Below are 26,032 nucleotides of genomic sequence, written 5' to 3'. Positions count from 1 at the left end.
GCCTTTTGAACGCACCGGTCGAACCGCGGGTGTGCTCTCGGTCGAACTCCACGCACACTCCGCCCTCTCGCACGACGGCCGCGATCCCGTGGATCTCCTCCTCGAACAGGCGGCCGCCGTCGGCCTCGACGCGCTCGCGATCACGGATCACGACGAGATCGAGGCGAGCCTCGAGGCCGCCGAACTCGCCCCCGAGTACGGACTCGTGGGGATCCCCGGCATCGAGATCACGAGTTCGGCCGGCCACGTCCTCGGGATCGGCGTCGACCACCGGGTGGAGGCCGGTCTCCCCTACGGGGAGACGATCGAGCGGATCCGCGAGGCGGGCGGGATCGCCGTCGTCCCCCACCCGTTTCAGACCTCCCGCCACGGCGTCGGCGCGAAGGTCTCCCGGGACGAACTCGCGCGGGCGGACGCGATCGAGATCTACAACTCGCGGCTCCTCACCGGCAGAGCCAACCGGAAGGCCGAGCGGTTCGCCCGCTCGCGGGGCCTCCCGATGACCGCGGGCAGCGACGCCCACATCGGCGAGATGGTCGGACAGGCCGTCACGCGCGTCGAGACCGGCGGCGAGCGGAGCGTCGAGGCGATCCTAGATGGCGTCCGCGAGGGGCGCACGGCGGTCGATGGCAAGCGCACCCCGTGGCGGATCAGTTTCCGACAGGCCGGCGGCGGGGCCAAACGACGCGTGAAGCGCCGCTTCGGTTCCCTGTTGGAATGATCCACGGGGCCGACCCCGCGCTCGTCGAGCGGGCGATCGCGGATCGGGAACCGCTGCCCGGAACGCGGGGGTTCGCGGGCGAGCGTTCGGACGAGCGGCTCGTTCGGGACGTCCTCGGGCGCTACCCGCTGTTCGTCGAGCGCTCGGGCGAGGGATGGGCGTTCTCGCCGACGGCTCTCGACGAACCCGTTTCCTTCCCCGCGGGCTCCGTCGGCGACGAGCGCGTGTGGACGCTCCCCGACCCGCCGGTGTTCGAAACCGAACGCGAGGCGGTCGAGCGCGTCACGGCGGCTCTTGAGGAAAGTCTCGCGATCGATCCCGAGGGCGTGGCGATCGCCTTCTCCGGCGGCGTCGACTCGGCGGTCGTCGCGAGTCGTCTCGACGCCCCGCTGTACGTCGTCGGGTTCGAGGGCAGTCACGACCTCGATGCGGCCCGCGAGGGCGCCCGCGCGATGGGGCGCCCTCTCACGGAAATCGAGTGTACCCACGCCGACATCGAGCGGGCGGTCCCGGCCGTGGCGCGCGCGACGGGCCGGACCAACGCGATGGACGTCGGGATCGCGCTGTCGCTCTTTCTCGTCGCCGAACGGGCGGTCGCCGACGGCTACGACCGACTCGCGGTCGGACAGGGGGCGGACGAACTGTTCGGGGGCTACGAGAAGGTCCTCAGGACCGACCACCGCGTCGACGCGGAGACGGTCCGGGGCGCGACCCGCGAGGTGATCGCCTCGCTGCCCGACCAACTCGAACGCGACGTGCTGGCGATCCGCGCCGCCGGGGCCGAACCGGTCGCGCCCCTTCTGGACGACCGGGTGGTGCGGTCGGCGCTCCGTCTCGACGGACCGTTGCTCGCGGCCGGCGGGGAGCGAAAACGGGCGTTTCGGCGGGCGGCCCGCGAGTTCGTTCCCCGCGAAATCGCGGAGAGGGAGAAGAAGGCGGTCCAGTACGGCAGCCTGATCGCGCGCGAACTCGACCGACTCGCCCGGCAGGCGGGGTTCAAGCGCCGGATGGACGACCACGTCACGCGCTACGTCGAGTCGCTACTCCAGTAGGAGATCGCCTCGCGTCCCAGCCGCGTCACGTCGGCGTCGAACCGCTTCTCGTCCAGTTGCTCCGACGGAACCCACTCCCACGCCTCTGCGGACTGCTCCCCGTCGTCGGGAGCGAGGTCGCGTTCGTCCGCGCGGCCGTAGTAGACGAAGTCGACGTGCTGGTGGCCCACGCCCTCCTCGTGGACGTCGATGTCCTCGAGAAGCAGGTGGGCGGGTTCGGGCAGCGATCGAACGGTCGGCGAGGTCACGTCGCCGTGTTCCCGCAGGAGCGCCACGTCGAGGCCGGTCTCCTCGCGCGTCTCGCGGCGGGCGGCCTCGTGCGGGAGTTCGTCGCGGTCGACGTGGCCGCCCGGCGGGAGCCACAATCCCAACTTCTCGTGTTCGTGCAGCAGGGTCGCGCCGTCGTTGACGACGTAGACGGTCGCGACGAAGTGACGCGTCGTCTCCATACCCCCTCGAACCACGGCGGCGGTTTGGCCGTTTCTATCCGCCCCGCCCGTTCGGCGGGTCGGCACCGCGTTTCCGGTCGAGGAACGCCCGCTCCGACTCTCCGAGGTCGCGCTCGCGGAAGGCGTCGTGTCCCTCCTGATAGTGCTCCCGTTCGGCGCTGGCGGGCGCTTCGAGGACGAGTTCCGCGAGGCCGGTCTCCCGGCCGGTGTACGAGAAGCCCGCTCGGTAGCACGCCTCGTAGGCGAAGGGGTTGTTGACGGCGATCCGGACCCGCCCGTACCCTCGCTCGCGCGCGCGATCCAGTACGAACGCCAGCAGACGGGGCCCGAGTCCCTCACCCCGGTGGTCGACGTGGGTCGTGATGTACCGGATCCACAGCGTCGAGTCGTCGGTCCGGTCCTCGTTGAACGCCGCCGCCGCACGGATCTCGCCCCCGTCGCGGATCACGGCCTTGCCCGTGGTGGTCATGACGAACTTCCCGGCGTAGCTGAAGGTCCGATAGTCGAGTTCGAGTTGCGGCCCGTCGGGCGGCCAGCCGAGGAGTTCCGGCTCCATACCGGTCGTTCGATCCCTGGCGTGTTGAGCGATGTGGAAACCGGGGGACACATACCTCGTCCGGTCGAACGCCCGCCATGGCCGACCCCACACGGTTCGACCGCTCGGCGGTGACGGCCCTGCTGCTGGTCGTCGATCTGGCGATCATCATCGCCCAACTCTCCTACGGACTGGTCGTCCACGGCACCGATCCGCTCGCCGTCCCCCTCTACACGGCCGAGACCGTCGCCCCGTTCCTGCTGGGCTGGTTGCTGGTCGCGCCCGTCCTCGGCGTCTACAGCGCCCGCGTCCGTGGATCGCTCGTCGAGACGACCCTCGCGGTCGGGATCGCGTGGATCGTCGCCGCGCTGATCGGCGTCGGTCTTCGAGCGACCCCGTGGCTCGTCGGGGACGCACCCCTCGCGTTCGTCCTCGTCACCGTCGGAACGGGGCTCGCGACCCTGCTCCCGTGGCGATTGGCGGTGAGCGTGCTCGCTCGAACCCGTTCGTAGCCGACCTGTCAGCCGCGACGCCCCGACCGATCGGGTCGCCCGACCCGTTTTCCCGCCGCCCCTGATACCGACACAGCCGGGCGATGTGGCGCCGCTACGCCACGTAGCCATGAATAACTTATACAAAACACTCTCAAAGGCTAAGAAAATTTAGTCGGGTTGTTATCGGAAGAAGATACAACTGATAGACAAAACAGTTATAGGGGTATGGTCCGTATATTGAAATACATCATGACTAACTACTACGATTTGATACTCGGTCTCATTCCGCTCGCATTGCTGGGCATCGGCGGAACGCTGACGGTCCTCGGCGTTTCGCTGGCCGTGGCCATCCCGGCGGCCGCCTCGGTCGCCATCGGTCTGATCGCACACGCGCTGTTCGTGAACCAGCCCGAAGCGCCCGCGACGGGGGCGACCCCGGCCTCGTCCAAGGCGTCGTCGGAGTAGACCTGCAACCGTTTTCTCGCTGGCGCTCGAACGCCGGTTCATGACCGAGGCGCTGTTTCTCACGAGCGACGACCTGACCGACCTCGCGGAGCCCGCAGACTACGTCGAGGCCGTCCGCGAGGGCTACCGACAGCACGGAGCGGGCGCTCCCGCCGAACCCAGAACGAAGCTCGTCAACGCCGAGCCGCCGGGGATGCTCACGGGGTATCTGGCGATCCTTCCCGAGACGGGCGTGATGGGCGGATACACCTACGGAGCGGGCTTCGGGGAGCGCGACGCGTGGTTCGTTACTCCCGTATTCGACGCCGAGTCGGGCGAGCCGCTCGCGGTCCTCGACGGCGCGTACCTGAACCCCTTCAAGACCGGCGCGGCGGGCGCGGTCGGCGTCGACGCGCTCGCCAGGGAGGACGCGAACACGCTGGGACTGATCGGCAGCGGCGCGCAGGCCCGCGGTCAGCTCCGGGCGGTCGTCACCGTCCGCGAGTTCGACGCCGTGCGGGTGTACTCGCCGACACGCGAGAACCGCGAGCGCTTCGCTCGCGAGATGGCGGCCGACCTCGATCTGGAGGTCGAGCCGGTCGAATCGAGCGCCGAGGCGGTGTCGGGCGCGGACGTCGTGATCACGGCGACGAACGCCGCCGAACCCGTCTTCGACGGCGACCTATTGGAGCCGGGCACCCACGTCACCGCGATGGGGCGGTACGACCCCGAGAAACACGAACTCGACGCGACGACCGTCTCGCGCGCGACGTACGTCCTCGATCTCGAGGCGCGAGCCGACCGTGACGCCGGGTCGTTGCTGGCCGCCGTCGAGGCGGGAGCCGTCGGACCGGATCACGTTCACGGCGAACTCGGCGAGGTGCTCGTCGGGGCGGTTCCGGGCCGCGAGCACAGGGATGAAATCACGGTCTTCGACAGCGGCGGAACGGGAATCGAGACGGTCGCGGCCGCCCACATGCTCTACGAGCGCGCCCGCGAGGCGGGCCTCGGGACGGAAATCGAGTTCGCACCGGCCAGCGAGGCGATGGACGGCTGAATCGGACGCCGAAACGGACGAGGCCGGCCCGCGAGCGGCGACATCCCGTCGGATAGCGGGTCCGCGTTCGGCCCGGACGGCGGCTATCTTGCTTCAACGCGACGATTTAACCCGGTCGGGACGCGTCGTTCGTGTCGATGTCGCACGTGGGACGGATCTACTACGGCTGGGTCGTCGTCGCCGCCTGCTTTCTGGGCTCGTTCGTCGTCTTCGGCCTCTCCTACTCCTTCGGCGTGTTCTTCGAGCCGATCCTCGAGGAGTTCGGCCGCTCGCGGGGCGTCACATCGGTCGCGTTCGGCGTCCAGTCGCTGATGCTCTATCTCGGCGCGGTCGCCATCGGCGTGCTGGTCGACCGGTACGGGACCCGCCGGATGCTCGCGGTCGGGACCGTCGTCCTCGGACTCGGACTGGCCGGGACCAGCCAGGCCCGGTCGCTCCCCGCCCTCGTGTTCACCTACGGGGTCGTGACCGGGCTCGGGATGAGCGTCCTGTTCGTCGTCTCCTACGCGACCGTCCCCCGGTGGTTCGACCGCCGCCAGGGGCTCGCCGGCGGGTTGGCCTCCGCCGGCCTCGGGATGGGAATGGTCGTCGTCGCGCCCGCCGCGGACGCGCTCATCGTTCGGTTGGGCTGGCGGTCCGCGCTGCTGGTGCTCGCCGCCTGTTCGGTGGCGTTGCTGGTGGTCGCCACCGCCGCCATCCGCGACGAACCCGCGCCCGAGCAGGTCCCCGACCGCGAGTTCGCCGGCGGGTTCGACGCGAGTCCGCGCGTCGACCTCCACGAACGGCTCGCCGAGGTGCGAACGATCGCCCGTTCTCCCGCCTTCCTCGCGCAGTTCGTCGGCTGGTTGCTGATCTACACGACGCTCTACGTCGTCCTCTCGCACCTCGTCGTCCACATCGTGGACCTCGGCCTCTCGCGGACGGTCGGGGCGACGGCCGTGGCGCTCATCGGCGGGGCGAGCGTCGTGGGTCGGGTGGCGATCGGCCACGCCGCAGACCGGGTCGGCCGGGTGTCGACGTTCGTCGTCTGCTCGACGGTGATGGGCGCCGCGACGATCACGCTACCCGCCCTCGACACTGCGGCGACGCTCCTCGCCTTCGCGGGCGTCTACGGCCTCGCCTACGGGGGCAACGGCGCGCTGCTCGCGCCGCTCACCGCCGACCTGTTCGGCCGGTCGAACATCAACGCCGTCTTCGGGCTGGTGTCGGTCTCCCTCGGCGTCTCGGGGCTCGTCTCGCCGTACGTCGCCGGCGCGGGCCACGACGCGATCGGGACCTACTCCCCGGCGTTCGTCGCCGCGGGACTCCTCGCGCTGGTCGGCGCCGGCGCGATCGCCGTCGCGGGTCGTCTCAGTGCGTGACGCTACAGTCCGATCGCCTGCGTGAGCGTCAGCCCGCTCGCGAGCGCACCCAGGAGATAGCCCGCGATGGTCCCGCCGTTGAGCAGCGGGAGCCCGGCGTGAGCCCGCCCTTGAAGCACCATCCACAGCAGGACGAGCAGGCCGGCGAGCATTCCGACAATCCCGCCGAGCGCGGGGAGGGTGAGCGCGACTCCCGGTACCTCGAGAGAGGGCGCCGGAACGAAGAAGGCGGCGCTGGCGATCAGGATCGTCGGGATCACCGCGTCTCCGAGGCCGATGAAGAAGGCGTCCCGACCCTCGCCGTCGTCCCCATCCGTCGAGCCGTCGCTCGCCTCGCTCTCGCCCTCGTCGAGAAACGAGTAGTCCGGCGAGACGGGGACGATCAGGAGGACGGGCACCTTGATCTCCATGACGCCGTCGGCCAGCGAGAGCATGTGTTTCGTGCCGTAGACGCTGATGGCGTCGTAGACCGCCAGGACGACCAGGAGCACGAGCGCGGGGAGGATCCCGAAGGTGATCCCGAACAGCCCCGCCGCGCCCGCGCCCATCACCACGCCCGCGGCGTCGATGACGTACCACTCGGGGTGGACGGCGAGGCCGGCCCCGATGGCGAGCGCCCCGAGGGCGGCCAGCAGGTGGACGTCGCCGACCGTGAGCACCGGCGGGACGACGACCACGAGCACGTACCACGAGAGGAGGACGCTCGCGAGGATGACCATCCCCCGAATGAGCCACTGCAGATCGAACTTGAACGCCGCGAGCATCAGCCCCGTGGCGACGAGGATCGCGCCGATGTACAGAAAGGAGTTGGTCGGGTCCTCGGGGTTCTCGACGGCCTGCAGGCCCGCCGACTGGAACGGCTCGACCAGCGCGAGCGCGCCGAACTGGATCGTAAGAAAGAGCGCGACCGTTCCGGCGACGGCGACGATCAGACGACGCTGCTCCATACCTCCGGCTTTCGCTCGCGGGCCTTGGCCGTTTCCGTTCGCCCCGATTCCGCACCTACCGCGCGTAGAGCTTCGCACCGAGCAGTTTCGGTAGCGTCGCCCGGTCGTCCGGGGTGACGGCGACGTACGGTCTGGGGACGGGACCGAACACGTCGACGACCCGGCCGACCTCCGAGAGCCCCTCGTCGATCACGACGGTGCCGATCTCGGGCTCCGCGCCCTCGAGACAGCGCACGATCGCGAGCCCCTGTGCCGTCCGGACGACCTCGCCGACGCGTTTCATTCCCGGAGCGCCGTCACGTAGGCGGCGATCGCCTGCACGAGGTCGTTCTTCGAGGCGTCGTCGGCGTCCTTGACGAGCACCCGCCCCCTCGGTTCGTACTCGCGGGGGTAGGTCCGATCGCGCTCGATGACGGCGTCGTAACCCACCTGCTGGGCGGCGGCGGCGATCTCGTCGACCGTCGGCTCCGGGACCGCGAGGTCCTGCGGGACCCGCCGCCCCTTCGAGCGGGACACCGCCGCGTCGAGGTAGGCGGGCCAGATCACGTTTTCGACCATACCACCTCTCGCTTTCCGGGAGGTAAAACGCCTTGCGACCTATCGCCGCCGGAAGAGGAGCACGCCGGCGGCGACGAGCGCCGCGAGGGCGGCGACGACGCCGAAGCCGGGCTGGTCCTCGCCGGCATCGGTGTCGGCCGGTTGTTCGCCGTCACCCTCCCCCGTCGACGCACCGTCCCCCGCGGTCGCGTAGGCGTCCGGGTGGAACGTCTCCGCGAGGGTTCCGATCGCGTAGACGACCTGCGGGCCGGGCTGGTTCAGCCGGTTGGAGTCGACCTGCACCACCTGATCTTCCTGTCCCGCGGTCGTGCTCTCTATGACCTGCTCGCTCACGGGCGGCTCCTCGAAGTTGTCGGGGTAGACGATCCAGTCGGGGTCCTCCGAGACGACGACCTCCTCGCTGATCTGGCCGTAGAACTCGATTCCGGCCTCGCTACCGAGGTTCTCGCCGCCCGCGGTCTCGACGACGTCCGCGATGAACGTCCCCTCGCCGGCGGTGAAGCCGTCACCCATCGCGTACAGCACCGTGGGCCGCTGCTCGCCCTCGGCGGCCTCCTCGATCGCCCCGATCTCCTCGTTCATCCAGTCGACCGTCTCTGCCGCGCCCGCACACTCGCCGGTGAGCTGGCCGACCGTCTCGGTGTTCGCCTTCACGTCGTCGATCGAGGTGGCGTCCTGCGTCTGGTAGACCGTCAGGCCGGCCTCGCGGAGCTGTCGGACCTGCTCCTCGTCGGCGACCGCCGAGGCGAGCACGAGATCGGGTTCGAGGTCGATCACGCGCTCGGTGCTGACGGTGATCCCGTCGTCCTCGGAGATGTCCGCCGGCTCGTCGTGGCCCTCCAGATAGTCGGTGTACTGGCCGACGGGCATCCCGACGACCTTCTCCCGGGCACCGATCTCCCAGAGGATCTGGGCGTCGCTGGGCTGCATCGCGACGATCCGCTCGGGTTCCTCCTCGACGGTGATCTCCTCGCCGGTCGCGTCGGTCACCGTGGTCGGGAACTCACACTCGGGTTGTGCGGCCGCGACGCCCCCGTGAGTGCCGACGACCCCCATCCCCAGACTCGACGTGAGCACCAACAGCGTCACGACGACCGTAGCTACTGTACGCATGGGACCGACTGCGCACTTGTTCAATAAGTATTTACCTAAAGCAACTCCAGTTGCTATCGTGAGTCGGCGTCTCGAAACGGGCGTATGGTCGGCGGGGCTCTGCGTTCTCCTCGTCTGTGTGATCCTCATCAGCGCGGCGCTCGGTCCCGTCCGCGTCGACCCGGTCGTCGTGGCGAAGGTCCTCCTCAACGCGGTGGCGCTCCCGGTCGGGATCGGCCCGACGATTCCTATCGGGGCGGGCCCGCTCTCGATCCCGGTTCCTCGAATCGAGTGGGCGTCGGCCTTCGACTTCCGGGTGCCACAGACCCACGAGACGATCGTAACACGGATCAGACTCCCGCGGGTGGTGCTGGCGGCCGTCGTCGGCTTCGCGCTCGCCGCGGCGGGGACGGTGATGCAGGGCTTCTTCAGGAACCCGATGGCCGACCCCTCGATCATCGGCGTCTCCTCGGGGGCGGCGCTGGGCGCGGTCGCCTCGATCGTCCTCCCGCTCTCGCTGGGGCTTCGCCCGATGGCCTTCATCTGTGCGATCGTCACCGCCTTCGCGGTCTACCTGATCGCGAGCGAGGGCGGCCGAACGCCCGTCGCGACCCTGCTGCTCGCGGGCGTCGCCGTCCAGACCTTCCTGGGTGCGATGATCTCGTATCTCCAGCTCAGCGCCGGCGAGAGCTTAGAGCAGGTGGTCTACTGGTTGATGGGCCACCTCCACGCCAGTACGTGGACGGACGTGCGCCTCGCGCTCCCGGTGGTGATCCCGGTCTTCGTCCTCCTCCTCCTGTACGCGGGCGACCTCAACGTCCTCCTGCTGGGCGAGGAGGACGCCCGGAGCCTCGGAATCGAGGTCGAGCGAACCAAACGACTTCTGCTGGCGGCCGCGAGCGTCATCACCGCCGCCGGGGTCGCGGTCTCGGGCGTGATCGGGTTCGTGGGGCTGATCGTCCCGCACATGATGCGGCTTCTGGTCGGCCCCGACCACCGGATCCTGCTCCCGACGAGCGCGCTCGCGGGGAGCGTCTTCCTGGTCGCGACCGATACGCTCGCGCGGGCCGGTCCCGCCGAGGTGCCGGTCGGCATTGTAACTGCCGCGCTCGGCGCGCCCTTCTTCCTCTACCTCCTCCGGACCCGGGAGGTGCACGCGCTGTGATCGACGTCCGCGACCTCGACGTCCGATTGGGGGGGATGGCGGTCCTCGATTCCATCAGCACCCACATCGGGGAGGGGCGGTTCGTCGGCCTCGTCGGTCCGAACGGCGCGGGCAAATCCACCCTGTTGCGGGCGATCGGGGCCGTGTTGAAGCCCGACGCCGGGACCGTGCTGCTCGACGGCGAGGCGGTTCACGACCTGCCCTCGCGCGCGGCGAGCAGGCGGGTCGCGACCGTCCCCCAGGACACCCACCTCTCGTTCGACTTCGACGTGCGCGAGGTGGTCGCGATGGGGCGGACCCCCTACCGGTCGCGGTTTCGCACCTCGGATCCGGCGGGCGACGAAAGCGTCGAGCGGGCGCTCTCCCGGACCGAAACCGAGGAGTTCGCCGATCGCTCGATCGGCGCCGTGAGCGGCGGCGAGCGCCAGCGGGTCGTCCTCGCGCGGGCGCTCGCCCAGGACACTCCGATACTCTTACTCGACGAACCGACTGCGAGCCTCGACATCAACCACCAGATCCGGACGCTCGAACTCGTCCGCGACCTCGCCGACGAGGGCAAGACGGTGATCGCGGCGATCCACGACCTGAACCTCGCGGCCCACTACTGTGACGACCTCCTCCTGCTCTCGGAGGGACGGATCGTCGAGAGCGGCCCCCCCGAGAGCGTCCTGACCGAGTCGAATCTGACGAACGCGTTCGACGCCCGGGCGGTCGTGAGCCGCCACCCGGTCACGGGATCGGTCTACGTCACCGCCCTTCCCGAACGGGGTGGCGACCGCGAGGGACGGGTCCACGTGATCGGCGGCGGTGGCACGGTCTCTAGACTGTTGTACGTGCTCTCGGCGGCGGGGTACGAGGTCTCGGTGGGAGCGCTGGGCGAGGGCGACTCGGACCTCGAAACCGCCCGCCTGCTCGGCCTCGATGCCGTGACCGTCGAGCCGTTCGCGCCGATCGACGCCGAAACGCGCGAACGTGCGTCCGAGCGGATCGCTCGGGCCGACGTGACGGTCGTCGGCGACGTCGAGGTGGGTGCGGGCAACCTCGCGAACCTCGAGTGTGCGCGCGCCAGCGACGCGCTGATCGTCGTCGAGGACCGGCCGTTCGAGGAACGGAACTACGCAGGCGAGGACGCACGGGCGCTCTACGACGCGCTTCGTGAACGCGCGACGGTCGTGCGGGGCAGCGAGGTGCTCGGGACCGTCGCCGACGCGATGGAGCGAAACGCGTGATTCGATGGGGCCCTAACCCCCGGTATGGTCCCGAAGTGGCGCGAACTCCTGTCGCACTATCCGGCGATGTTCGGGACCTACCTCGTCCTCGTACCGCTCGTCGCCGTGATCACCGGACGGTCGGACTTCTGGATCTCGATGGGTGTCGCGGCCGTGGTCGCGCTGGGCTATCCGCCCGCAGTCAGACGGTTCGATCGAGCGCCACCCTCGTGGAGCTAAGGGGTAGAAAGCGAGCGCCAGACCTCGTCCAGTTTGTTCTTCACGTCCGCCCGACCCGCGACGTTCACCGTGTAGTTCCCGTCATCGAAGTTCACGACGATGCGATCGACCGTCCGCCGGTAGACGCTCACCCGGCGGCGCTCCTCGGAGAGCACGCGCCCCTGGTGTTCGAGGAGGTCGGCCTCCTCTAGCTCCTCGATCCGTCGATAACAGGTCGCGATCGGGATGTCGAGTTCGTCGCTGAGCGCCTGTGCGGAGCGGGGTTCGTCGGTCGCTCCCAGGATCTCGGCGTTGTACTCGTTTCCGAGCACGAGGAGGACGTCTCCGGAATACATTTACTGAATTGTATGTGATTTACGATAATAATAAAGATAGCGACTAGTGGGAGAAATGCGAATAGCTCCCGTCCAACTGGTAATTACGGCCGGTGGGACGTTGGTGGCGGACGGCATCGCGGGCAGATCCGGTTTCTCACCGGTTAGAACCGCCCTACCGGCGTCCGTGGCGCCCTTCGCGAGTCGTCTCCCTTTGCTCAATGTTCGATCTGGAAAATCATATATGATATTAAGACACTCATTTTTATAAACATAACAATTCCGATATGTGATAGGGTTCGTCCAAGCGGCGGAACCTCGAAACAACCATGTTCGAAATACAGACAGAAGACAGAGGTCAGGTCGGGATCGGCACCCTCATCGTGTTCATCGCGATGGTCCTCGTCGCGGCGATCGCGGCGGGCGTACTGATCAACACGGCCGGCTTCCTCCAGACGCAGGCTGAAGACACGGGCGTAGAGAGTACCCAGCAGGTTTCCGATCGCGTGCAGGTCGCATCGTCGGTCGGAAGTGTGAACGATACTGTTGGTGAGAATGATATCACCAGTATCAATCTCACAGTACACAAAGCACCCGGCGCTGGTGTAATCGATCTCTCTGATATCACTATTCAATGGATCTCCGGAGATGCAGAAAACTTCGTTCACGCTGATGTCGGTGGCGATTCTACCTTTACTACGACCGCCATCGTTGGCGATGATGACAACGTTCTAATCGATAGTACAGACCGACACGAACTTACTATGGTGCCACCGGATACGTTCAATCCGGGTGACACCGCTCAAGTGACGATTACGACTGGCTCGGGTGCTCAAACCAGTCTCACGCTCAACGTACCGGACTCAATCAACGACGACGAAAGCGCGGTCAGCCTTTGAGGAGTAACTATGGAAATCTTTAACAACGAAAACAGAGGTCAGGTTGGAATCGGCACCCTCATCGTGTTCATCGCGATGGTCCTCGTCGCGGCGATCGCGGCCGGCGTACTGATCAATACGGCCGGCTTCCTCCAGACGCAGGCCGAAGATACTGGTGTGGAAAGCACAGAGCAAGTCTCGAACAATCTCAATGTGTTGAGTGAGATCGGGACCGTCGGTACCGACAACGAATCGGTTAGCACCGTTACGCTCTCGGTCCAGCGAGCTCCGGGAGCGGGCGACATCAATCTGGAGGATCTAACCATCCAGTATATCGGTACAAGTGGTGCTGAGAACATCGTCTTTGGTGATGGGGACGCAACTGCGGGATACACCGTTGACCCCATCACGGCCGAGAACGTGGACGATAGTGTTCTCTCCGCGAACGGCGATCGGTATGAGATCACGCTTGACCTCAACTCAATGAGCGGAGGTACTACGTATGATTCCGTTGCCGTTCTCGCGGAGGGTGACGACGCAGAAATGACGATCACGACCGCATCCGGTTCCCAGCGCATCGTCACGCTGAACGTTCCGGACTCGCTCGCCGACAAGGGCGACGGCGACGCGGTCCGTCTCTGAGAATCGCTCACTAACCACACCTATCGACCGGTCGGCGTCGTGACGCCGTGTCGGCTTTCAGTACACGAAACACATACCAAATGGGCTTCAGCGTAAGCGGATCCACGGTGGTCATCCTGATCGGCTGTCTGATCGCGTTCAGCGCGGCGTTCACCGTCGCGACCGACAGCTTCGACCGCGTGACGACCGCACAGGACGAGCGCGCTGATCGCCTCCTCGACAGACAGAACACGGCGATCGAGATCGGCGTGACAAGCGAGGACAACGGCACCGTCACCGTCCCCGTCACGAACACCGGTTCGACCGTCCTCTCGATCGATCGCACGGATCTGCTGGTCGACGGCGAGTACAGGAACGCGGAGCCGACGGTCCTCGACGGAAGCGACGAGCCGAAGGAGGAAACGGACCTGTGGCTGCCGGGCGAGACCCTCGAATACGGGATCGAACCCGGTGGAGAGAGCGTGAAGATCGTGACGCAAAACGGCGTCGCTGCGACGGCGATACTGGAGGCTGCGTAGTGGGCTCCGTCTCGATCTCCCACCTGATTATCTTCATCGCGAGCCTGCTGGTCGCCGCGAGCGTCGCGGGCACGCTGATCGCGGGCGTCGAACAGGTCAGTAGCTCGGTCGACCGACAGAGCGAAGACCTCACCCGACAGATCGATACCGACGTCGCGATCATCAGCGACCCTGCCGGTGGCTCGATCTACGATGGAAGCAACCGGACGCTCACCCTGCTCGTCAAGAACACAGGCCGCGCTCAACTGGAAACCGACGGGTCGAACCTCGACGTGCTGCTCGATGGGCAGTACCGATCCGACCCCTCCATCGAAGTCGTCTCCGGGGGCGAGCGGTGGTCTTCGGGGGCGGTCGCCGAGGTGACCGTCTCGCTCGGGGACGAACTCGCTCCCGGCGACCACCGCGCGACGGTGATCGTCCACGGCAGTCGGGCGACGTTCGACTTCTATTACTGATCAACAGGTATTTATCGCACGCTGACATCTATCGGGTATGGCGGACGAGCGACCCGACCAGTCCGACGACGGCGTGCTCTCACCGTCGGATCTCGACATCGCCGACAGCGAGCACGTCGCCGAGATCGGGGAGGGACGCTACGTCGTCTCGACCGGCGACGGTCCCCCCGAGCCGATCCACGAGGAGCCGACTCGTCCGGCGTTCGACCCTGATGCGGCCCGCTACGGTCTCGACGTCGAGGTGAACGTCGACGGGCGCGTTTCGAGCTATCGCACCCGGTCGAACGACGTCGTCGCGGTCTTCTCCGAACTCGCTAGCTGGTACGCCGAGCAGGTCGACGCCGACCTCGATCCCGCGAGGGTCCTCCGGATCCTCATCGCCGAGTCGGACCTGGCGATCGGCCCGCGGGCGACCGTCGAAACGACGATGGAGCGCTACGACCTCACGAGCGAGGACGCCATCGCCGACCTCCTCGCCGCCCTCCCGGACACACCCCACCGGTAGTCCCGAACACCTGCGGCTGTAGCCCGTTCGATTCTCGCTCCCGTTCGTCGCGACGAGACGATACTCGGTCCGCGATCTCAGCGCTGATAGTCGGGCCGGAAGATTAAATAATAATATGAGTTTTTCTAGATGTAATGACTGAAACGACAACCCTGATCGACGAGCCCAGAGTGATGGAGCGATTGGCGTGAGCCTGTTCGATCGCTTTCAGGGAGAGGGCGACGAGGAGACCGACGCCTCGGCGGCGACCGACGGCGGCGATCCATTCGCTACGGAACTCGACGAGGGCGACGACCCGTTCTCCGACGACGCGGAGGACGCCGACGACGCGGAACCGTTCTCCGAGAAGCCGGATGAGTACGCAGTCGAGGAACTGGAACGTCGGATCGACGATATCGAGGCGGAGTTTGCGAGGCTCTCGTCGACGGTCGGCACCATCAAAAGCGAGAACGAGGAGATCGGCGAGACCGTCGACACCGTCGAGGAGAACGTCCGGAAACTGCTCGACGTCTACGAGATGGTGACACAGGGGATCAACCCCTTCGTCGACGAGATCGATCCCGCCCACGCGTACGACGAAAGCGGTTCGCTCGGCCTGTTCGGGGTCGGTGCCGACGACGGAAACGAACCGATTACGGACGCCGACGGGACCTCGTTCGACGACCTCAAGGCGGAGTACGAATCCGACGGGGCCGAAGCCGAGGGTTCGGAAGGTACTGCCCCTGCGGCCGAGGGACTGGCCGACGGCGGGATGGACGCCGACCTCCAGTTCGCCCAACGGACACTGAGCGACGATCCGAACGCGGAGAAACCCTATCTGCGGGGACTACCCGATGGTTACGTCGCGGACCTGCTTATCCTCGAATGGCTCGAATACCTCGTCGATGCTGCCGGCCACGCCGAGGCCGAGGGTGCGATCGACTACTACGAGACCATCGAGTGGATCGACGAGACGGGTGCCGATCAGTTGCGGGCGTTCATCGCCGGCTTCGGTGGCGACTCCGAGGAGGGCGCGCAACTGACGACCGCCCACCACACCCAGAGCCTGCGGTACATCTGCCGGCTTTCGAGTAGCGACTCGGCACCCGTCGTCCTGGACGGGTGGACGGACGGCTCCTCGGAGCACTGTCGATGAGCGCGAACCGTACCCTCCTGTCGCTCGGCCTCGACGATCACGACCGCCTCGACGCGGAACTCGGCGGCGGGCTCCCAAGAGGGAGCATCGTCCTCGTGGAGGGCGATTACGGGGCCGGAAAGAGCGCGCTGTCCCAGCGGTTCAGCTACGGGTTCTGCGAGACCGGCTACACGGTTACGTACCTCTCGACCGAACTCGCCGTCGGCGGGTTCGTCGAGCAGATGCACTCACTCTCGTACGACGTGGTCTCGCACCTGCTCGACGAACGCCTCCTGTTCTTGCACGCCAACCTCGACACCGGAGATTCTTTCTCCAACGAGAACGGGAGGGGACGCCGACGCGAACTGCTCACCCAGTTGATGGCGGCCGACACGATGTGGGAGTCGGACGTGATCGTCCTCGATACGTTCGACGCCATCCTCCGGAACGACCCCACATTCGAGGCGCTCGTCAGGCAGAACGACCAGCGCCAGGCCGCACTCGATATCATCTCGTTCTTCCGCGACCTCACCTCTTGTGGGAAGGTCGTCGTCCTGACGGTCGACCCCTCGACTGTCGACGACGAGGCGATCGGCCCTTTTCGGTCGATCGCGGACGTGTTCCTCGAACTCCAGATGATCCAGGTCGGCAACGACGTCCGCCGTCAGATCTCGGTCAAGCGCTTCGCGGGGATGGGCGAGCAGGTCGGCGACACGGTCGGCTACTCCGTCCGTTCGGGCACCGGCATCGTGATCGAGAGCCGCAGCATCGCCTGAGATGAGCGATCAGGGAACCACCAGACCCTCCAAGGCGGTGCGCGAACTCGCCACGCGACACCCCCACCTGCGCGAACACCTGGTAGCGCACAAACGTGAGAGCGGCGAGTTCCCCCAGGTCATCGAGGCGGCCGACGGCGAGTACGAGACGACCTATCCAAACGTCATCTATCCGATCGACGGTCCGATCCACTGTCACATCTACGGCGACGTGGGTCGGGACACGACCTACCACGTCGTCGAGCCGACCCTCTCGGAGGAGGAACACGACCTCTACGAGAACGTCACGACCGAACTCCTGCGAAAGAGCGTCGATCACGCCGCCCCCGAGGACGACGCGGAGTACGTCGACCGAATCGAACAACTGCTGGCGGCGACGGCCTACACCGACGACCGACCGCCGGGGTGGAAGGAGACGCTCGGACGGGCGCTCTCGATCGGTCGGTACCGCGTCTCTCCGCGAACGTACGAGAACCTTCGCTACCGCCTCGTCCGCGACATCGTCGGTCTGGGGCCGCTCGAGGGCGTTCTCCGTGATCCGGCGAACGAGGACGTCCACGTCATCGGGCCCCACGAGTGTTACGTCGATCACGGCGTCTACGGCATGCTGAAGACGACGGTCGATTTCGGTCCTCCCGAGCGGTTCCAGCAGTGGATCCGCAACCTGGGCGAGCGGATCGGCGACCCCGTGAGCGACGCCGATCCGATCGTCGACTCGACGCTCCCCGACGGGTCGCGGCTCAACCTCATCTACTCCGACGATGTGAGTCTCAAGGGCCCCAGCCTGACGATCCGACAGGGCCAAGAGGTCCCCCTGTCGGTCGCACAGATCACCGAGTGGGGGACGCTCTCGCCCGAACTCGCCGCCTACCTGTGGCTCTGTCTGGAGAACGAACAGACGGTCTTCGTTGTCGGCGAGACCGCGAGCGGGAAGACGACCACGCTGAACTCCATCATGTCCTTTATCCCCCGCGACTCGAAGATCTACACCGCTGAGGACACCGCCGAGGTGCTGCCGCCCCACGACACCTGGCAGCAGCTGCTCACCCGCGAGGGCGGCGGCGGTGACAGCAAGGACGTCGACATGTTCGACCTCGTGGCCGCCGCCCTGCGCTCGCGCCCGGACTACATCGTCGTCGGCGAGGTCCGTGGCGAGGAGGGCCGCATGGCGTTTCAGGCCGCCCAGACCGGCCACCCGGTCATGCTCACCTTCCACGCCTCGGACATCGTCTCGATGATCCAGCGGTTCACCGGCGACCCCATTCGCGTCCCGGAGACGTTCATGGACAACGCCGACGTCGCGATCTTCCAGAACCGCGTCAAACAGGGCGAGAACGTCCTCAGACGGGTCACGAGCGTTCAGGAGATAGAGGGCTACTCCAAGGAGATGGACGGTGTCGTCACCCGCGAGGTGTTCTACTGGGACCCCGTCGCGGACGAGATCGTCTTTCAGGGTATGAACAACTCCTACGTACTCGAAGAACAGATCGCGACCCTGCTGGGCTACGCCGACACGCGCGAGATATACACCGACCTCGAGTTCCGTGCCACGGTAATCGAGCGGCTGATCGATGACGGGATCACGGGGTATCACGAGGTGAACGAGGCGATCTCGGCGTTGCAGCGCGACGGGATCGAGGGACTGCCGTTCGACATCCACCGGTTGACGAGGCGATAATGGCGACGAATCCACGACGAGGATCGCTCTCGACCTCGCTCGCGGCGTTCGTGACGGAGATTGCACGGTCCTATCGGTATATGGAGGTGCCGATCGGGCGGTACGTTCTCACCGTCCTGTTGCCGTCGTCGGTGGTGTTCGTCCTCTCGGTCGCCGGCGCGCTCGCGTTGCCGGTGCCGCTGGCCGTCAGACTCCCGATCCCGCTGCTCGGGCTGTTGTGTCTCGGTGCCGCGGTCATCTACCCGAAACTGCTCGCCAGCCGACGGAAGATCGAGATCGAGAACCAGTTCCACCTGCTCGTCACCCACATGACGATCCTCGCAACGACGAACATCGATCGTATGGAGGTGTTTCGGACGCTCTCCCGCGAGGAGGAGTACGGCGAACTCGCCCGCGAGATGGGATGCATCGTCCGGATCGTCGATACGTGGAACCAGAGCCTCGACGACGCGTGTCGACGCCGCGCCGCGGTCGTTCCGAGCGACGCGCTCGCGGACTTCCTCGACCGCCTGGCCTACACGCTGGGGGCTGGCCAGGAACTGAGCGATTTCCTGCTGTCCGAACAGGACGTGATGATCGGCCAGTACGTGACCGTCTACGAGAGCACGATGGGCAACATCGAGGTGATGAAGGACCTCTACATGTCGATGATCCTCTCGATGACGTTCGCGCTGGTGTTCGCCATCGTCCTTCCGATCCTCACCGGCACCGACCCCACCTTGACCGTGGCGGCCGTGCTCGCGATGTTCGTCTTCGTCCAGTTCGGCTTTTACCTCGTCATCCGGACGATGTCGCCACACGATCCCATCTGGTACCACCCCGAGACGCTCCGTTCGGCCGCGGAGGGGCGGATCGTCACGAGCCTCGTGGCCGGTGGCGTGCTCTCGGCCCTGTTGGTGGTCCTCACGGCGGGCGGCCTGTTCGGGATCACGCCCGTCGGCCTCCACAGCCTCTTCTTGCGCGAATCGCTCCCCGAACCGCTCTACCTCGCCGTCCCGCTGACACCGCTTCTGATCCCGGGGTACGTCCTCCGGCGCGAGGAGCGCGCGATCACCGCCCGCGACGCGGAGTTCCCGAGTTTCATCCGCGCGCTCGGGGCCAGCGAGAGCGCGAAGCGAAGCACGACCTCCGACGTGCTCTCGACGCTGCGGACGAAGGACTTCGGCCCCCTCACCACCGAGATCGACGACCTGTTCAAGCGCCTCAACATGCGTCTCGATCCCGTGCTGGCGTGGCGCTACCTCGCCGCCGACTCCCAGTCGTACCTGATCCAGAAGTTCAGTGAGATGTACTTGATCGGCCGGCGGATGGGCGGCAGTCCGCGCCGCCTGGGTGAACTCATCAGCCAGAACATGAACGAGGTCAATCAGCTCCGCGAACAGCGCAGACAGGCGGCCGTCACCTTGATCGGACTGCTGTACGGGATCACCGTTACCTCTGCGTTCGCCTTCTTCATCGGCCTCGAAGTCGTCGCAATTCTCTCGGGGATGAATGTCGACCTCACTGCGACCCAACAGCTCGGGGTCGGTCAGCTCATCCACACCGAGGTCTACGACATCGAACTCATTCGCTACCTGCTGTTGGTCGTCATCCTCTTCAACGCGCTGCTCTCCTCGATCATGATCCGAACCGTCGACGGCGGCAACAAGGCCAACTCCTTCATCCACTTCGTCCTACTGAGCTGGCTGGGCTGTCTCACCGCGGTGGTGACCACCCGGCTGGTGGAGCTCTTCCTGACCGTCTGAACCCGTGAGAACGGAACCCGTGTCGGTCGCACGATCGGGGCAGGACGCGGTTTCATCACGCTGGCGGACCCCCTCCACCGCTCTCCGATGGGACCCCGCTCGTCTCGGACGCTCGTGGCGGATCAGACCGCCTCGTAAAGATCCCCGAACTCGACTGCGTCGAGCGACTCGGGAGCCGTCACCGCCGGACGGTCGTCGTCGGACAGCGCGTCGAACCGGGCGTCGATCGTCGCCTCGAACCGTCGTTTATCACCCGCCCGCGCGACTCGTTCGACGGTCCCCTCGAAGTCCCCATCCATCTTGATCGCTCGATAGGTTCGCCCACCGTCCTCCCGATCGGCGGCGACCGTCGATCGGTCGACGGTCGCGGGATCGAACAGCACCACGTCGACGCCGTCGAGGGCGGCCCGCGTCCAGTACGAAGCGTGACGACGGCTCGCGTCCGCGAGCGCGACGGCATACCGATCCGCGACTCGCGGATCGGACGTCACGATACAGATCGTCGGGATCACGCCACCGACCTCCCTACCCGATCGAATCGTGTTCCCATCCGTCCCCGCGACCAACCACGAACTTGACTGCTCGATAACATATTGGATATTCTATACGAACGACCAACATAAAATACTATCGGACGTCGATAGGGCTCGGTATACTGTCGGTCATACCGCCGTGAATCGCTTGGAGCCACGACGGGCGGGACTCGTGCCCGTGCCCGTCGACTCGTGCCACCGCAGGTCGTACGCCCATGACCGACAGTATTAGAACGCCCCCTCGTCGCCCATGAAGGAGAAACCGCTCGCGCGGTCGTGGACGGTGATCCCGCCGGGACCGATATCGATCGGGAAGATGTCCGTCTCGACCGGCCGTTTTCGCATCTTCGCCACCCAGATGTACCGATTGACCCCCGAGTCGGTCGGCGTCTGGATCAGATAGATATTGCCGTCCGTGAGGAAGTTCTCGAGGCCGATCTCCCAGTTCGGAAAGCGGGCCCCCTGTTCGGTGACGAACAGCGTCGTCAGCCCGTTTCGTTTCAGGATGTCCGAGAACTTCAGGAGGTAGGTCCGTTTCTCGCGTTCGGTGTCGAAAAAGAGCGACAGCATCGTCAGCGAGTCGACGACGAGTCTGTCGTATCGGGTCCGCTCGAACTCCTCGAGGAGGGTGTCGAGCGTCGTCGAGAAGTCCTCCTCGCGGAGGAGGAGTTCCTTGTCGTAAACCGCGATATCGCCGCGCTCGACGAGGTCGCCCCAGTCGTCGAACCCGAGCGATTCGGCGGCCTCCTTCACGTCCGTCGCGTCCTCCTCGAAGGTGAGGTAGATACCGGACTCGTCGAACTTCTTCGTCCCGTGATAGAGATACTGGATCCCGAGGATCGTCTTTCCGGTCCCCGGGGTACCGCTGACGAGGACCGTCGAGTCGGTGACCAGTCCACCGTTCAGGATCGAATCGAGACCCTCGATCCCCGTCTCCGTGATGTCGACCATGCCGGCTACGTATCGCCTCACCGCCTTAGTCGTATTCGTTACCAATTCTATATGCAATTACTTAGTATAGTAAAAAATTGAAACTGAATATAATAGTACAAAAGATATATGCCCGCGGTTTTGAGGGGGAAGCATGAGCCCTCGGATCGAGGTAGAGGGGATCGTCGAGTCGGTTCCCGCCGGTTCCGCCCTCCTCGTCTCCGGTCCCCCGATGACCGGCAAGTACGACCTGTTCGTTCGGTTGCTCGCGGGGAGCGAGGCGATCGCGATCACGACGGACACGGACGCATCGACGTTGCGCGAGGACTACGCGGCGGTCGCCGCGTCCGAACGCCTCTCGATCGTCGACTGCGTGAGTCGGTCCCGTGGGGCCGCCACCGCCGACTCGGCGGACGTCCGCTACGTTCCCGGACCGGGGAACCTGACGCGGATCGGCACCGCCTTCACCGACCTCGTCGACTCCCGTACCGGCGACGACGTGCGCGTCGGACTCCACTCCGTCTCGCCGCTCGTGATGGCCGCCGAGCTGCGCTCGGTCTATCGGTTCCTACAGGTGTTCACCGGCCAGGTTCGGAGCGCGGGATGGCTGTGTCTGGCGACGTTCGATCCGACCATGCACGACGAACGGACGGTCAACACGGTCCTCGACCCGTTCGACGCCTGTATCGACACCCGCGAACGCGACGGACGGCGAGAGGCCCGGATCAGGGGGTTCGATTCTCGAGCGGGCGAGTGGACGCCCTTTTAGGTGCCCAGTCGCTGTGCGCGTGCGGTGACGACGATCCCACAGAGGACGATCGCCCCCCCGAGGACGGTCGCCACGCCGGGCACCTCCGCGAGCAACACGAGCGCGAGCAGCGTCGCGCCGACCGGTTCGCCCAGAAGTGAGACGCTCACGACGCTCGATTCGACGTGCGCGAGCGCCCAGTTCACAACGGTGTGTCCGAACACGCCCGGCCCGACCGCCATCGCCAGAAAGAGGGCCCACTCGCGGGCCGGATATCCCGTGAGCGTCTCGCCACCGGCCAGCGCGACCGCGAACAGGGTGAGCGCACACGCGCCGTAGACCACGCTCACGTAGGGTAGCAAGGCGATCCGCTGGCGGAGCGACCGGCCCGCGAGCACGTAACAGGCCGCCATCACCCCGCCGACGAGCGCGAGGGCGTTGCCGTAGAGGGCGGTGCCCGCGAAGGCCGTTCCGCCGAGGAGGTCGCTCACGGACATTACGATCGCACCGGCGACCGCGAGGACGATCCCGCCGACGGTGTGGACGGTGATCCGCTCGTCCAAGAGGAGATAGGCTCCGACGGCGACGAAGACCGGCTGGGTCTGGACCAGCGTGACGCTCGCGGCGACGCTCGTCCAGTTCAGGCTCTCGAACCACGCGGCGAAGTGGACCGCGAGCGCCACGCCCGTGACGGCGGCGACCCCCACGTCGGGAGCCGAGAACGCGCGGAAGTCGGCGCGGTGGCGGGCCAGCGCGAGCGGCGCGAGCAACAGGAGGGTGAACAGGACGCGGTAGAAGGCGACGACGACGCTCGGGGCCGCGCTCCAGCGCACGAGGATCGCGCTCGTGCTGATCGCGAGGATCGACAGCGCGAGCGCCAGCGGTGGCGAGACCCGGGACACGCCGGGGAGTCGGCCGGCGGGCGCTTATATCGTCCGCTGTCGCGTTCGCCCACCGAGGCGTGTCGAACCTTTTTGTACGACTCCGACGAACTCTCCCCGTCGCGGGGTGCGTGACGACCCCGCACGGAGGTACACATGGGAGACCTGACGCTCACCAGTCCGGCGTTCGACGACGGCGAACCGATCCCCGAGAAACACGGCTACGAGGCCGAGAACGTCAGCCCGCCGCTGTCGGTCTCGGGGGTGCCCGACGGGGCGGAGTCGCTCGCGCTCGTCGTGGACGACCCCGACGCGATGGAACCCGCGGGGAAGGTCTGGGATCACTGGATCGTCTGGAACGTCCCGGTCAACGCGGAGATCCTCGAAGGATGGAACCCGAGCGCCGACGGGGCCACCGAGGGGACGACCGACTTCGACGAGACGGGCTACGGCGGACCGGCCCCGCCGGACCGCGAACACACCTACCGGTTCCGGCTCTACGCGCTCGATACGACGATCGACCTGCCTTCCTCGGCCGGAAAGGACGACCTCGAGGACGCGATCGAGGGCCACGTCCTCGACGAGGCGTCCCTTCGAGGGACGTACGCGCCCTGAGATGGGCCATCGCCACGAGCGTCGGGTTCGGAATCGCCTGCTCGCGGCCCACGCCGACCTCCTCGTGGCGACGGGCGACCGCGCCGACGCCGTCGCCCGCGCGCGTTCCGGCCCGGCGACTCGACGCGAGGACGTCGTCGAGCCGCTGACGGCGGCCCTCGAACGCGCCGACCTCCTCGAGCGCTACCCGGCCGTGCTCGCCACCGCCGCCGCCGCGCTCGGGGAGTCCCTGCCCGTCGCGCCCGTGGCCGCCCCGCCCTACGTCGTCGTGACCGGAACGGGTCCCGTGTTGCGCGCCTCGCTCCCGTCGGGACGCCTCGTCGTTCGCCTCGCGGTCTTCGCGCTCGAGCGCGATCCCAGACGCTACGTCAGAACGGGGACGACGCCCGACGAGATCCTCGAGATCGAGCGCCGCTAACCCTCGAGCAGTTCCTTCGTCTTGCGGTGGCGATACCGGAACATCGGCTCGAAGCCGACGACCGCCAGTGGCGAGGCGGCCCGACAGACACCCGGAAGTTCGTAGTGGACCGTATCCCTGATCCGGGTGCCCTCCCCCTCGCGGCGGAACTGGTGGACGTGACTCCAGCGGGCGAACGGGCCGTCGCGCATCTCGTCCCTGAACAGCGCGCGCTCGTCGCTCTCGCTCCGATCGGTGATCACCGAGATCCACGACTCCCCCGGAGAGCCGAGCGGGCGAAGCACCATGTCGATCTCCGCACCCGCCTCGAGGACCTCTGGGTCGCGTTCGCCGTCCGGGCCGCGAACCCCTCGGATGGCGAGTCCCATCCAGTTCGGGGTCAGCGCTTCGAGGCCCTCGACTCGCGAGTGAAACTCCCAGACGTCGTCGAGCGGGGCGTTGACGTACGTCTCGCGCTCGTAGGTTGCCATACGCCGGCTACGGGTCGGACGCCTAAAACTACTTGAGCCGTTCCTGGAGGAAGGAGGGGTGGGCGGCGGTCACGCCGTCGATCGAGAGGATCTCCTCGCTGATGATCCGGCCGACCTCGTTGCCGTCGGTCGCCCGGATCTCCGCCATCAGCATGTGGTCGCCCGAGGAGGAGTACAGCGCTTCGACCTCGTCTATCCCGCCGAGCGCGCGGGTCGCCTCGACGTAGCGCTCGCTCTCGACGTCGATGCCCACGAGCGCGATCGAGCGCCCCGAGAGCTTCTTCGGGTCGACGTCCGCGGAGTAGCCGACGATCACGCCGTCCGACTCCAACTGGTCGATGTACTTCCTGACGGTCGGCTTCGAGACCCCCGCCTGACGTGCGATCTCCGCGTACGACGCCTGCGCGTCCTCCTCGAGTGCGGCCAGGATCCGGTCGGCTGTCGAGTTCGTCGCCACACCTCCTGTTTTGCGTCCGAGAAAAAATACCTTGCGAATCGGAAAGCCGTTTGTCTGACGGCCGACTGACGGCTCCCCGGATCCGAACGGGATCTCAGCGGTGACGATCGAGCAGGTCGTACGATCGCTCCCACTCGTAGTCGTCGTCGAAGTACCGCTCCGCGAGCGGTTCCTCGGGCATCTCGCCGATCGCCTGTTTCTCCTGCTGGTAGGAGGGACGGTCCTCGTCGACGTAGAACCGGCCGGTGAGGACGGTGCCCTCCTTGAGGACGTTCTCGGTCTCGTACATCATGTCCTGTGCCTCCCCGCGGTCGTGGACGTCGAAGTCGTAGTCGTCGGACTCCTGGACGTCGATGTACGGGACGTACTGTTTCGCGTCCTTGTTCCAGGTCGGACACTGGGTGAGGAAGTCGACGTGGGCGAACCCGTCGTGCTCCATTGCCTCCTTCAGGATCCCCTTCGCCTGGTTGGGGTTGACCGCCGCGGTGCGGGCGATGTAGCTCGCACCGGAGGTCAGCGACAGCGACAGCGGGCGGATCGGGTCCTTCGCCGACCCGCTGGGCTGGGTCTTCGACTTGTGACCCTTCGGGCTTGTCGGCGAGGTCTGGCCCTTCGTCAGGCCGAAGATCTCGTTGTTGAACACGATATACGTCATGTCGTGGTTCTCGCGGGCGGTGTGCATGAAGTGGTTCCCGCCGATCCCGTAGCCGTCGCCGTCGCCGCCGGCGGCGATCACTTCGAGGCCGGGATTGGCGAGTTTCGCGGCCCGCGCCACGGGCAGGGAACGGCCGTGGATGGTGTGAAAGCCATAGGAATCGAGGTAGCTGTTCAGCTTGCCCGAGCAGCCGATCCCCGTCACCAGCAGGGTCTCCTCGGGGGTCCGGCCCACTTCGGGCAGGGCCTGTTTCAGCGCCTTGAGCACGCCGAAGTCCCCACAGCCCGGACACCACGTCGGCTGGGGTTCGATACCCGGCGTGAACTCGTCGCGGTCGATCTCGCGCTCCTCTCCGATTGCGTTGAATGCACTCATAG

The 26,032-nt window shown here is 66.6% G+C and carries 34 protein-coding genes; 21 read left to right on the top strand and 13 right to left on the bottom strand.

Translation table 11 applies throughout. The annotated features are described in order from the left end of the window. Positions 1-31 precede the first annotated feature (31 nt). Together QRT08_RS03885 and QRT08_RS03880 are read left to right on the top strand one after the other, a co-directional pair. Positions 32-721: a CehA/McbA family metallohydrolase gene (locus QRT08_RS03885; RefSeq protein ID WP_286044597.1), complete on the top strand. Its 690-nt coding sequence runs from the start codon at positions 32-34 to the stop codon at positions 719-721. Then, positions 718-1,773 carry an asparagine synthase C-terminal domain-containing protein gene (locus QRT08_RS03880; protein ID WP_286044596.1) on the top strand — a complete coding sequence of 352 codons (1,056 nt, stop codon included), beginning with the start codon at positions 718-720 and terminating at the stop codon, positions 1,771-1,773. Before QRT08_RS03885 ends, QRT08_RS03880 begins: the two co-directional genes overlap by 4 nt. Here QRT08_RS03880 and QRT08_RS03875 read toward each other — a convergent pair. Together QRT08_RS03875 and QRT08_RS03870 are read right to left on the bottom strand one after the other, a co-directional pair. Further along, positions 1,749-2,222 (bottom strand): NUDIX hydrolase, encoded by a 474-nt coding sequence (locus QRT08_RS03875; protein WP_286044595.1) that lies wholly within the window; start codon positions 2,220-2,222, stop codon positions 1,749-1,751. The genes QRT08_RS03880 and QRT08_RS03875 overlap by 25 nt on opposite strands. 34 nt (positions 2,223-2,256) lie before the next feature. After that, entirely contained in the window at positions 2,257-2,778 is a 522-nt protein-coding gene (locus QRT08_RS03870; protein ID WP_286044594.1) for a GNAT family N-acetyltransferase, read from the bottom strand. A gap of 77 nt (positions 2,779-2,855) precedes the next feature. Between QRT08_RS03870 and QRT08_RS03865 the strand changes: the two genes are divergently transcribed. The 4 genes from QRT08_RS03865 (at position 2,856) to QRT08_RS03850 (ending at position 6,113) form a co-directional block, all read left to right on the top strand. Further along, the gene (locus QRT08_RS03865) at positions 2,856-3,269 is read left to right on the top strand and encodes a DUF3054 domain-containing protein (RefSeq protein WP_286044593.1); all 414 of its coding nucleotides are present in this window, start codon (positions 2,856-2,858) and stop codon (positions 3,267-3,269) included. 231 nt (positions 3,270-3,500) lie between these two features. After that, on the top strand, positions 3,501-3,716 hold the full coding sequence (locus tag QRT08_RS03860; RefSeq protein WP_286044592.1) for a DUF8015 family protein: 216 nt from the start codon (positions 3,501-3,503) through the stop codon (positions 3,714-3,716). A 40-nt stretch (positions 3,717-3,756) separates the two neighbouring features. Continuing rightward, positions 3,757-4,752 (top strand): ornithine cyclodeaminase family protein, encoded by a 996-nt coding sequence (locus tag QRT08_RS03855; protein ID WP_286044591.1) that lies wholly within the window; start codon positions 3,757-3,759, stop codon positions 4,750-4,752. Between the two features lie 137 nt (positions 4,753-4,889). Next, positions 4,890-6,113, top strand: coding sequence for an MFS transporter (locus QRT08_RS03850; RefSeq protein ID WP_286044590.1), 1,224 nt, complete (start codon positions 4,890-4,892; stop codon positions 6,111-6,113). Between the two features lie 2 nt (positions 6,114-6,115). Here the strand turns inward: QRT08_RS03850 and QRT08_RS03845 are convergent, their stop codons facing one another. Genes QRT08_RS03845 through QRT08_RS03830 form a run of 4 tightly spaced genes read right to left on the bottom strand, consistent with a single transcriptional unit; the run spans position 6,116 to position 8,731 of the window. Next, positions 6,116-7,060 carry a presenilin family intramembrane aspartyl protease PSH gene (locus QRT08_RS03845; RefSeq protein WP_286044588.1) on the bottom strand — a complete coding sequence of 315 codons (945 nt, stop codon included), beginning with the start codon at positions 7,058-7,060 and terminating at the stop codon, positions 6,116-6,118. Positions 7,061-7,115: 55 nt separating this feature from the next. Further along, on the bottom strand, positions 7,116-7,343 hold the full coding sequence (locus tag QRT08_RS03840) for an H/ACA ribonucleoprotein complex subunit GAR1 (protein ID WP_286044586.1): 228 nt from the start codon (positions 7,341-7,343) through the stop codon (positions 7,116-7,118). Further along, positions 7,340-7,618 (bottom strand): signal recognition particle subunit SRP19, encoded by a 279-nt coding sequence (gene srp19 / locus QRT08_RS03835; RefSeq protein WP_286044584.1) that lies wholly within the window; start codon positions 7,616-7,618, stop codon positions 7,340-7,342. The genes QRT08_RS03840 and srp19 overlap by 4 nt, the downstream gene beginning before the upstream one ends. Positions 7,619-7,657: 39 nt before the next feature. Beyond that, a complete protein-coding gene (locus QRT08_RS03830) occupies positions 7,658-8,731 on the bottom strand; it encodes a PGF-CTERM-anchored ABC transporter substrate-binding protein (protein WP_286044582.1) in 1,074 nt (357 codons plus the stop codon). 58 nt (positions 8,732-8,789) lie between these two features. Here QRT08_RS03830 and btuC point away from each other — a divergent pair, with 58 nt between their 5' ends. The 3 genes from btuC to QRT08_RS03815 are packed head-to-tail and all read left to right on the top strand — an operon-like array spanning position 8,790 to position 11,323. After that, positions 8,790-9,875 (top strand): vitamin B12 ABC transporter permease BtuC, encoded by a 1,086-nt coding sequence (gene btuC / locus QRT08_RS03825; RefSeq protein ID WP_483299925.1) that lies wholly within the window; start codon positions 8,790-8,792, stop codon positions 9,873-9,875. Beyond that, the gene (locus QRT08_RS03820; RefSeq protein ID WP_286044580.1) at positions 9,872-11,104 is read left to right on the top strand and encodes a heme ABC transporter ATP-binding protein; all 1,233 of its coding nucleotides are present in this window, start codon (positions 9,872-9,874) and stop codon (positions 11,102-11,104) included. The genes btuC and QRT08_RS03820 overlap by 4 nt, the downstream gene beginning before the upstream one ends. Before the next feature lie 24 nt (positions 11,105-11,128). Next, positions 11,129-11,323, top strand: coding sequence for a hypothetical protein (locus tag QRT08_RS03815; RefSeq protein ID WP_286044579.1), 195 nt, complete (start codon positions 11,129-11,131; stop codon positions 11,321-11,323). Here the strand turns inward: QRT08_RS03815 and QRT08_RS03810 are convergent. Further along, a complete protein-coding gene (locus QRT08_RS03810; RefSeq protein WP_286044578.1) occupies positions 11,320-11,658 on the bottom strand; it encodes a helix-turn-helix domain-containing protein in 339 nt (112 codons plus the stop codon). The genes QRT08_RS03815 and QRT08_RS03810 overlap by 4 nt on opposite strands. Positions 11,659-11,966: 308 nt before the next feature. Between QRT08_RS03810 and QRT08_RS03805 the strand changes: the two genes are divergently transcribed. From QRT08_RS03805 to flaJ, 9 genes are all read left to right on the top strand, one after another. Then, a complete protein-coding gene (locus QRT08_RS03805) occupies positions 11,967-12,536 on the top strand; it encodes an archaellin/type IV pilin N-terminal domain-containing protein (protein ID WP_286044577.1) in 570 nt (189 codons plus the stop codon). Between the two features lie 9 nt (positions 12,537-12,545). Beyond that, positions 12,546-13,157 (top strand): archaellin/type IV pilin N-terminal domain-containing protein, encoded by a 612-nt coding sequence (locus QRT08_RS03800; RefSeq protein ID WP_286044575.1) that lies wholly within the window; start codon positions 12,546-12,548, stop codon positions 13,155-13,157. Positions 13,158-13,237: 80 nt separating this feature from the next. After that, positions 13,238-13,675 carry an archaellum stator protein ArlF gene (gene arlF / locus QRT08_RS03795; RefSeq protein ID WP_303650181.1) on the top strand — a complete coding sequence of 146 codons (438 nt, stop codon included), beginning with the start codon at positions 13,238-13,240 and terminating at the stop codon, positions 13,673-13,675. Further along, complete coding sequence (gene arlG / locus QRT08_RS03790; RefSeq protein WP_286044572.1) at positions 13,675-14,130, top strand: archaellum stator protein ArlG; 456 nt, start codon at positions 13,675-13,677, stop codon at positions 14,128-14,130. Before arlF ends, arlG begins: the two co-directional genes overlap by 1 nt. 37 nt (positions 14,131-14,167) lie before the next feature. Beyond that, complete coding sequence (locus QRT08_RS03785) at positions 14,168-14,635, top strand: DUF7500 family protein (protein WP_286044571.1); 468 nt, start codon at positions 14,168-14,170, stop codon at positions 14,633-14,635. Positions 14,636-14,822: 187 nt separating this feature from the next. Further along, a complete protein-coding gene (locus QRT08_RS03780; RefSeq protein WP_286044570.1) occupies positions 14,823-15,770 on the top strand; it encodes a FlaD/FlaE family flagellar protein in 948 nt (315 codons plus the stop codon). After that, positions 15,767-16,525 (top strand): archaellum protein ArlH, encoded by a 759-nt coding sequence (gene arlH, locus QRT08_RS03775; protein ID WP_286044569.1) that lies wholly within the window; start codon positions 15,767-15,769, stop codon positions 16,523-16,525. Before QRT08_RS03780 ends, arlH begins: the two co-directional genes overlap by 4 nt. A gap of 1 nt (position 16,526) precedes the next feature. Then, a complete protein-coding gene (locus tag QRT08_RS03770; protein WP_286044568.1) occupies positions 16,527-18,203 on the top strand; it encodes a type II/IV secretion system ATPase subunit in 1,677 nt (558 codons plus the stop codon). Beyond that, on the top strand, positions 18,203-19,948 hold the full coding sequence (gene flaJ / locus QRT08_RS03765) for an archaellar assembly protein FlaJ (protein ID WP_286044567.1): 1,746 nt from the start codon (positions 18,203-18,205) through the stop codon (positions 19,946-19,948). Before QRT08_RS03770 ends, flaJ begins: the two co-directional genes overlap by 1 nt. Positions 19,949-20,070: 122 nt before the next feature. Here flaJ and QRT08_RS03760 read toward each other — a convergent pair whose 3' ends face one another. Both QRT08_RS03760 and QRT08_RS03755 read right to left on the bottom strand, forming a co-directional pair. Beyond that, positions 20,071-20,460 carry a hypothetical protein gene (locus QRT08_RS03760; protein WP_286044566.1) on the bottom strand — a complete coding sequence of 130 codons (390 nt, stop codon included), beginning with the start codon at positions 20,458-20,460 and terminating at the stop codon, positions 20,071-20,073. A 249-nt stretch (positions 20,461-20,709) separates the two neighbouring features. Then, positions 20,710-21,432: an RAD55 family ATPase gene (locus tag QRT08_RS03755; protein WP_286044564.1), complete on the bottom strand. Its 723-nt coding sequence runs from the start codon at positions 21,430-21,432 to the stop codon at positions 20,710-20,712. Between the two features lie 133 nt (positions 21,433-21,565). On the opposite strand from QRT08_RS03755, the gene QRT08_RS03750 reads away from it, so the two are divergent. After that, entirely contained in the window at positions 21,566-22,180 is a 615-nt protein-coding gene (locus QRT08_RS03750) for a DUF7504 family protein (protein WP_286044563.1), read from the top strand. On the opposite strand, the gene QRT08_RS03745 is transcribed toward QRT08_RS03750, so the two are convergent. Further along, on the bottom strand, positions 22,177-23,061 hold the full coding sequence (locus tag QRT08_RS03745; RefSeq protein ID WP_286044562.1) for a DMT family transporter: 885 nt from the start codon (positions 23,059-23,061) through the stop codon (positions 22,177-22,179). The two genes, QRT08_RS03750 and QRT08_RS03745, sit on opposite strands and share 4 nt — an antisense overlap. Positions 23,062-23,196: 135 nt before the next feature. On the opposite strand from QRT08_RS03745, the gene QRT08_RS03740 reads away from it, so the two are divergent. Both QRT08_RS03740 and QRT08_RS03735 read left to right on the top strand, forming a co-directional pair. Next, positions 23,197-23,655, top strand: coding sequence for a YbhB/YbcL family Raf kinase inhibitor-like protein (locus tag QRT08_RS03740; RefSeq protein ID WP_286044561.1), 459 nt, complete (start codon positions 23,197-23,199; stop codon positions 23,653-23,655). A gap of 1 nt (position 23,656) precedes the next feature. Continuing rightward, positions 23,657-24,073, top strand: a complete 417-nt coding sequence (locus QRT08_RS03735) for a DUF7988 family protein (protein ID WP_286044559.1) — start codon at positions 23,657-23,659, stop codon at positions 24,071-24,073. Here the strand turns inward: QRT08_RS03735 and QRT08_RS03730 are convergent. From QRT08_RS03730 to QRT08_RS03720, 3 genes are all read right to left on the bottom strand, one after another. Then, positions 24,070-24,543 (bottom strand): SRPBCC family protein, encoded by a 474-nt coding sequence (locus tag QRT08_RS03730; RefSeq protein ID WP_286044558.1) that lies wholly within the window; start codon positions 24,541-24,543, stop codon positions 24,070-24,072. The two genes, QRT08_RS03735 and QRT08_RS03730, sit on opposite strands and share 4 nt — an antisense overlap. A gap of 28 nt (positions 24,544-24,571) precedes the next feature. Further along, on the bottom strand, positions 24,572-25,000 hold the full coding sequence (gene lrpA1, locus QRT08_RS03725; protein WP_286044557.1) for an HTH-type transcriptional regulator LrpA1: 429 nt from the start codon (positions 24,998-25,000) through the stop codon (positions 24,572-24,574). 94 nt (positions 25,001-25,094) lie between these two features. Continuing rightward, positions 25,095-26,030: a thiamine pyrophosphate-dependent enzyme gene (locus QRT08_RS03720; RefSeq protein ID WP_286044556.1), complete on the bottom strand. Its 936-nt coding sequence runs from the start codon at positions 26,028-26,030 to the stop codon at positions 25,095-25,097. Between the last annotated feature and the right edge of the window lie 2 nt (positions 26,031-26,032).

It is taken from the genome of Halalkalicoccus sp. NIPERK01 (genome assembly GCF_030287405.1).
Lineage (GTDB): Archaea > Halobacteriota > Halobacteria > Halobacteriales > Halalkalicoccaceae > Halalkalicoccus.
The sequence above is the reverse complement of the archived record's forward strand: the minus strand, read 5'-3'. Positions and strand labels throughout refer to the sequence as shown.

Bases quoted from the DNA above. Each gene is read 5' to 3' on its own strand.
- QRT08_RS03740 (WP_286044561.1), top strand. From the start codon at position 23,197: ATGGGAGACCTGACGCTCACCAGTCCGGCGTTCGACGACGGCGAACCG.
- QRT08_RS03845 (WP_286044588.1), bottom strand. From the start codon at position 7,060: ATGGAGCAGCGTCGTCTGATCGTCGCCGTCGCCGGAACGGTCGCGCTC.
- QRT08_RS03720 (WP_286044556.1), bottom strand. From the start codon at position 26,030: ATGAGTGCATTCAACGCAATCGGAGAGGAGCGCGAGATCGACCGCGAC.
- arlF (WP_303650181.1), top strand. From the start codon at position 13,238: ATGGGCTTCAGCGTAAGCGGATCCACGGTGGTCATCCTGATCGGCTGT.
- QRT08_RS03735 (WP_286044559.1), top strand. From the start codon at position 23,657: ATGGGCCATCGCCACGAGCGTCGGGTTCGGAATCGCCTGCTCGCGGCC.
- QRT08_RS03865 (WP_286044593.1), top strand. From the start codon at position 2,856: ATGGCCGACCCCACACGGTTCGACCGCTCGGCGGTGACGGCCCTGCTG.
- QRT08_RS03755 (WP_286044564.1), bottom strand. From the start codon at position 21,432: ATGGTCGACATCACGGAGACGGGGATCGAGGGTCTCGATTCGATCCTG.
- arlH (WP_286044569.1), top strand. From the start codon at position 15,767: ATGAGCGCGAACCGTACCCTCCTGTCGCTCGGCCTCGACGATCACGAC.
- QRT08_RS03770 (WP_286044568.1), top strand. From the start codon at position 16,527: ATGAGCGATCAGGGAACCACCAGACCCTCCAAGGCGGTGCGCGAACTC.
- flaJ (WP_286044567.1), top strand. From the start codon at position 18,203: ATGGCGACGAATCCACGACGAGGATCGCTCTCGACCTCGCTCGCGGCG.
- QRT08_RS03805 (WP_286044577.1), top strand. From the start codon at position 11,967: ATGTTCGAAATACAGACAGAAGACAGAGGTCAGGTCGGGATCGGCACC.
- QRT08_RS03750 (WP_286044563.1), top strand. From the start codon at position 21,566: ATGAGCCCTCGGATCGAGGTAGAGGGGATCGTCGAGTCGGTTCCCGCC.
- QRT08_RS03855 (WP_286044591.1), top strand. From the start codon at position 3,757: ATGACCGAGGCGCTGTTTCTCACGAGCGACGACCTGACCGACCTCGCG.
- QRT08_RS03810 (WP_286044578.1), bottom strand. From the start codon at position 11,658: ATGTATTCCGGAGACGTCCTCCTCGTGCTCGGAAACGAGTACAACGCC.
- srp19 (WP_286044584.1), bottom strand. From the start codon at position 7,618: ATGGTCGAAAACGTGATCTGGCCCGCCTACCTCGACGCGGCGGTGTCC.
- QRT08_RS03785 (WP_286044571.1), top strand. From the start codon at position 14,168: ATGGCGGACGAGCGACCCGACCAGTCCGACGACGGCGTGCTCTCACCG.
- QRT08_RS03815 (WP_286044579.1), top strand. From the start codon at position 11,129: ATGGTCCCGAAGTGGCGCGAACTCCTGTCGCACTATCCGGCGATGTTC.
- QRT08_RS03840 (WP_286044586.1), bottom strand. From the start codon at position 7,343: ATGAAACGCGTCGGCGAGGTCGTCCGGACGGCACAGGGGCTCGCGATC.
- QRT08_RS03860 (WP_286044592.1), top strand. From the start codon at position 3,501: ATGACTAACTACTACGATTTGATACTCGGTCTCATTCCGCTCGCATTG.
- QRT08_RS03850 (WP_286044590.1), top strand. From the start codon at position 4,890: ATGTCGCACGTGGGACGGATCTACTACGGCTGGGTCGTCGTCGCCGCC.
- QRT08_RS03870 (WP_286044594.1), bottom strand. From the start codon at position 2,778: ATGGAGCCGGAACTCCTCGGCTGGCCGCCCGACGGGCCGCAACTCGAA.
- QRT08_RS03800 (WP_286044575.1), top strand. From the start codon at position 12,546: ATGGAAATCTTTAACAACGAAAACAGAGGTCAGGTTGGAATCGGCACC.
- QRT08_RS03730 (WP_286044558.1), bottom strand. From the start codon at position 24,543: ATGGCAACCTACGAGCGCGAGACGTACGTCAACGCCCCGCTCGACGAC.
- QRT08_RS03830 (WP_286044582.1), bottom strand. From the start codon at position 8,731: ATGCGTACAGTAGCTACGGTCGTCGTGACGCTGTTGGTGCTCACGTCG.
- QRT08_RS03880 (WP_286044596.1), top strand. From the start codon at position 718: ATGATCCACGGGGCCGACCCCGCGCTCGTCGAGCGGGCGATCGCGGAT.
- QRT08_RS03875 (WP_286044595.1), bottom strand. From the start codon at position 2,222: ATGGAGACGACGCGTCACTTCGTCGCGACCGTCTACGTCGTCAACGAC.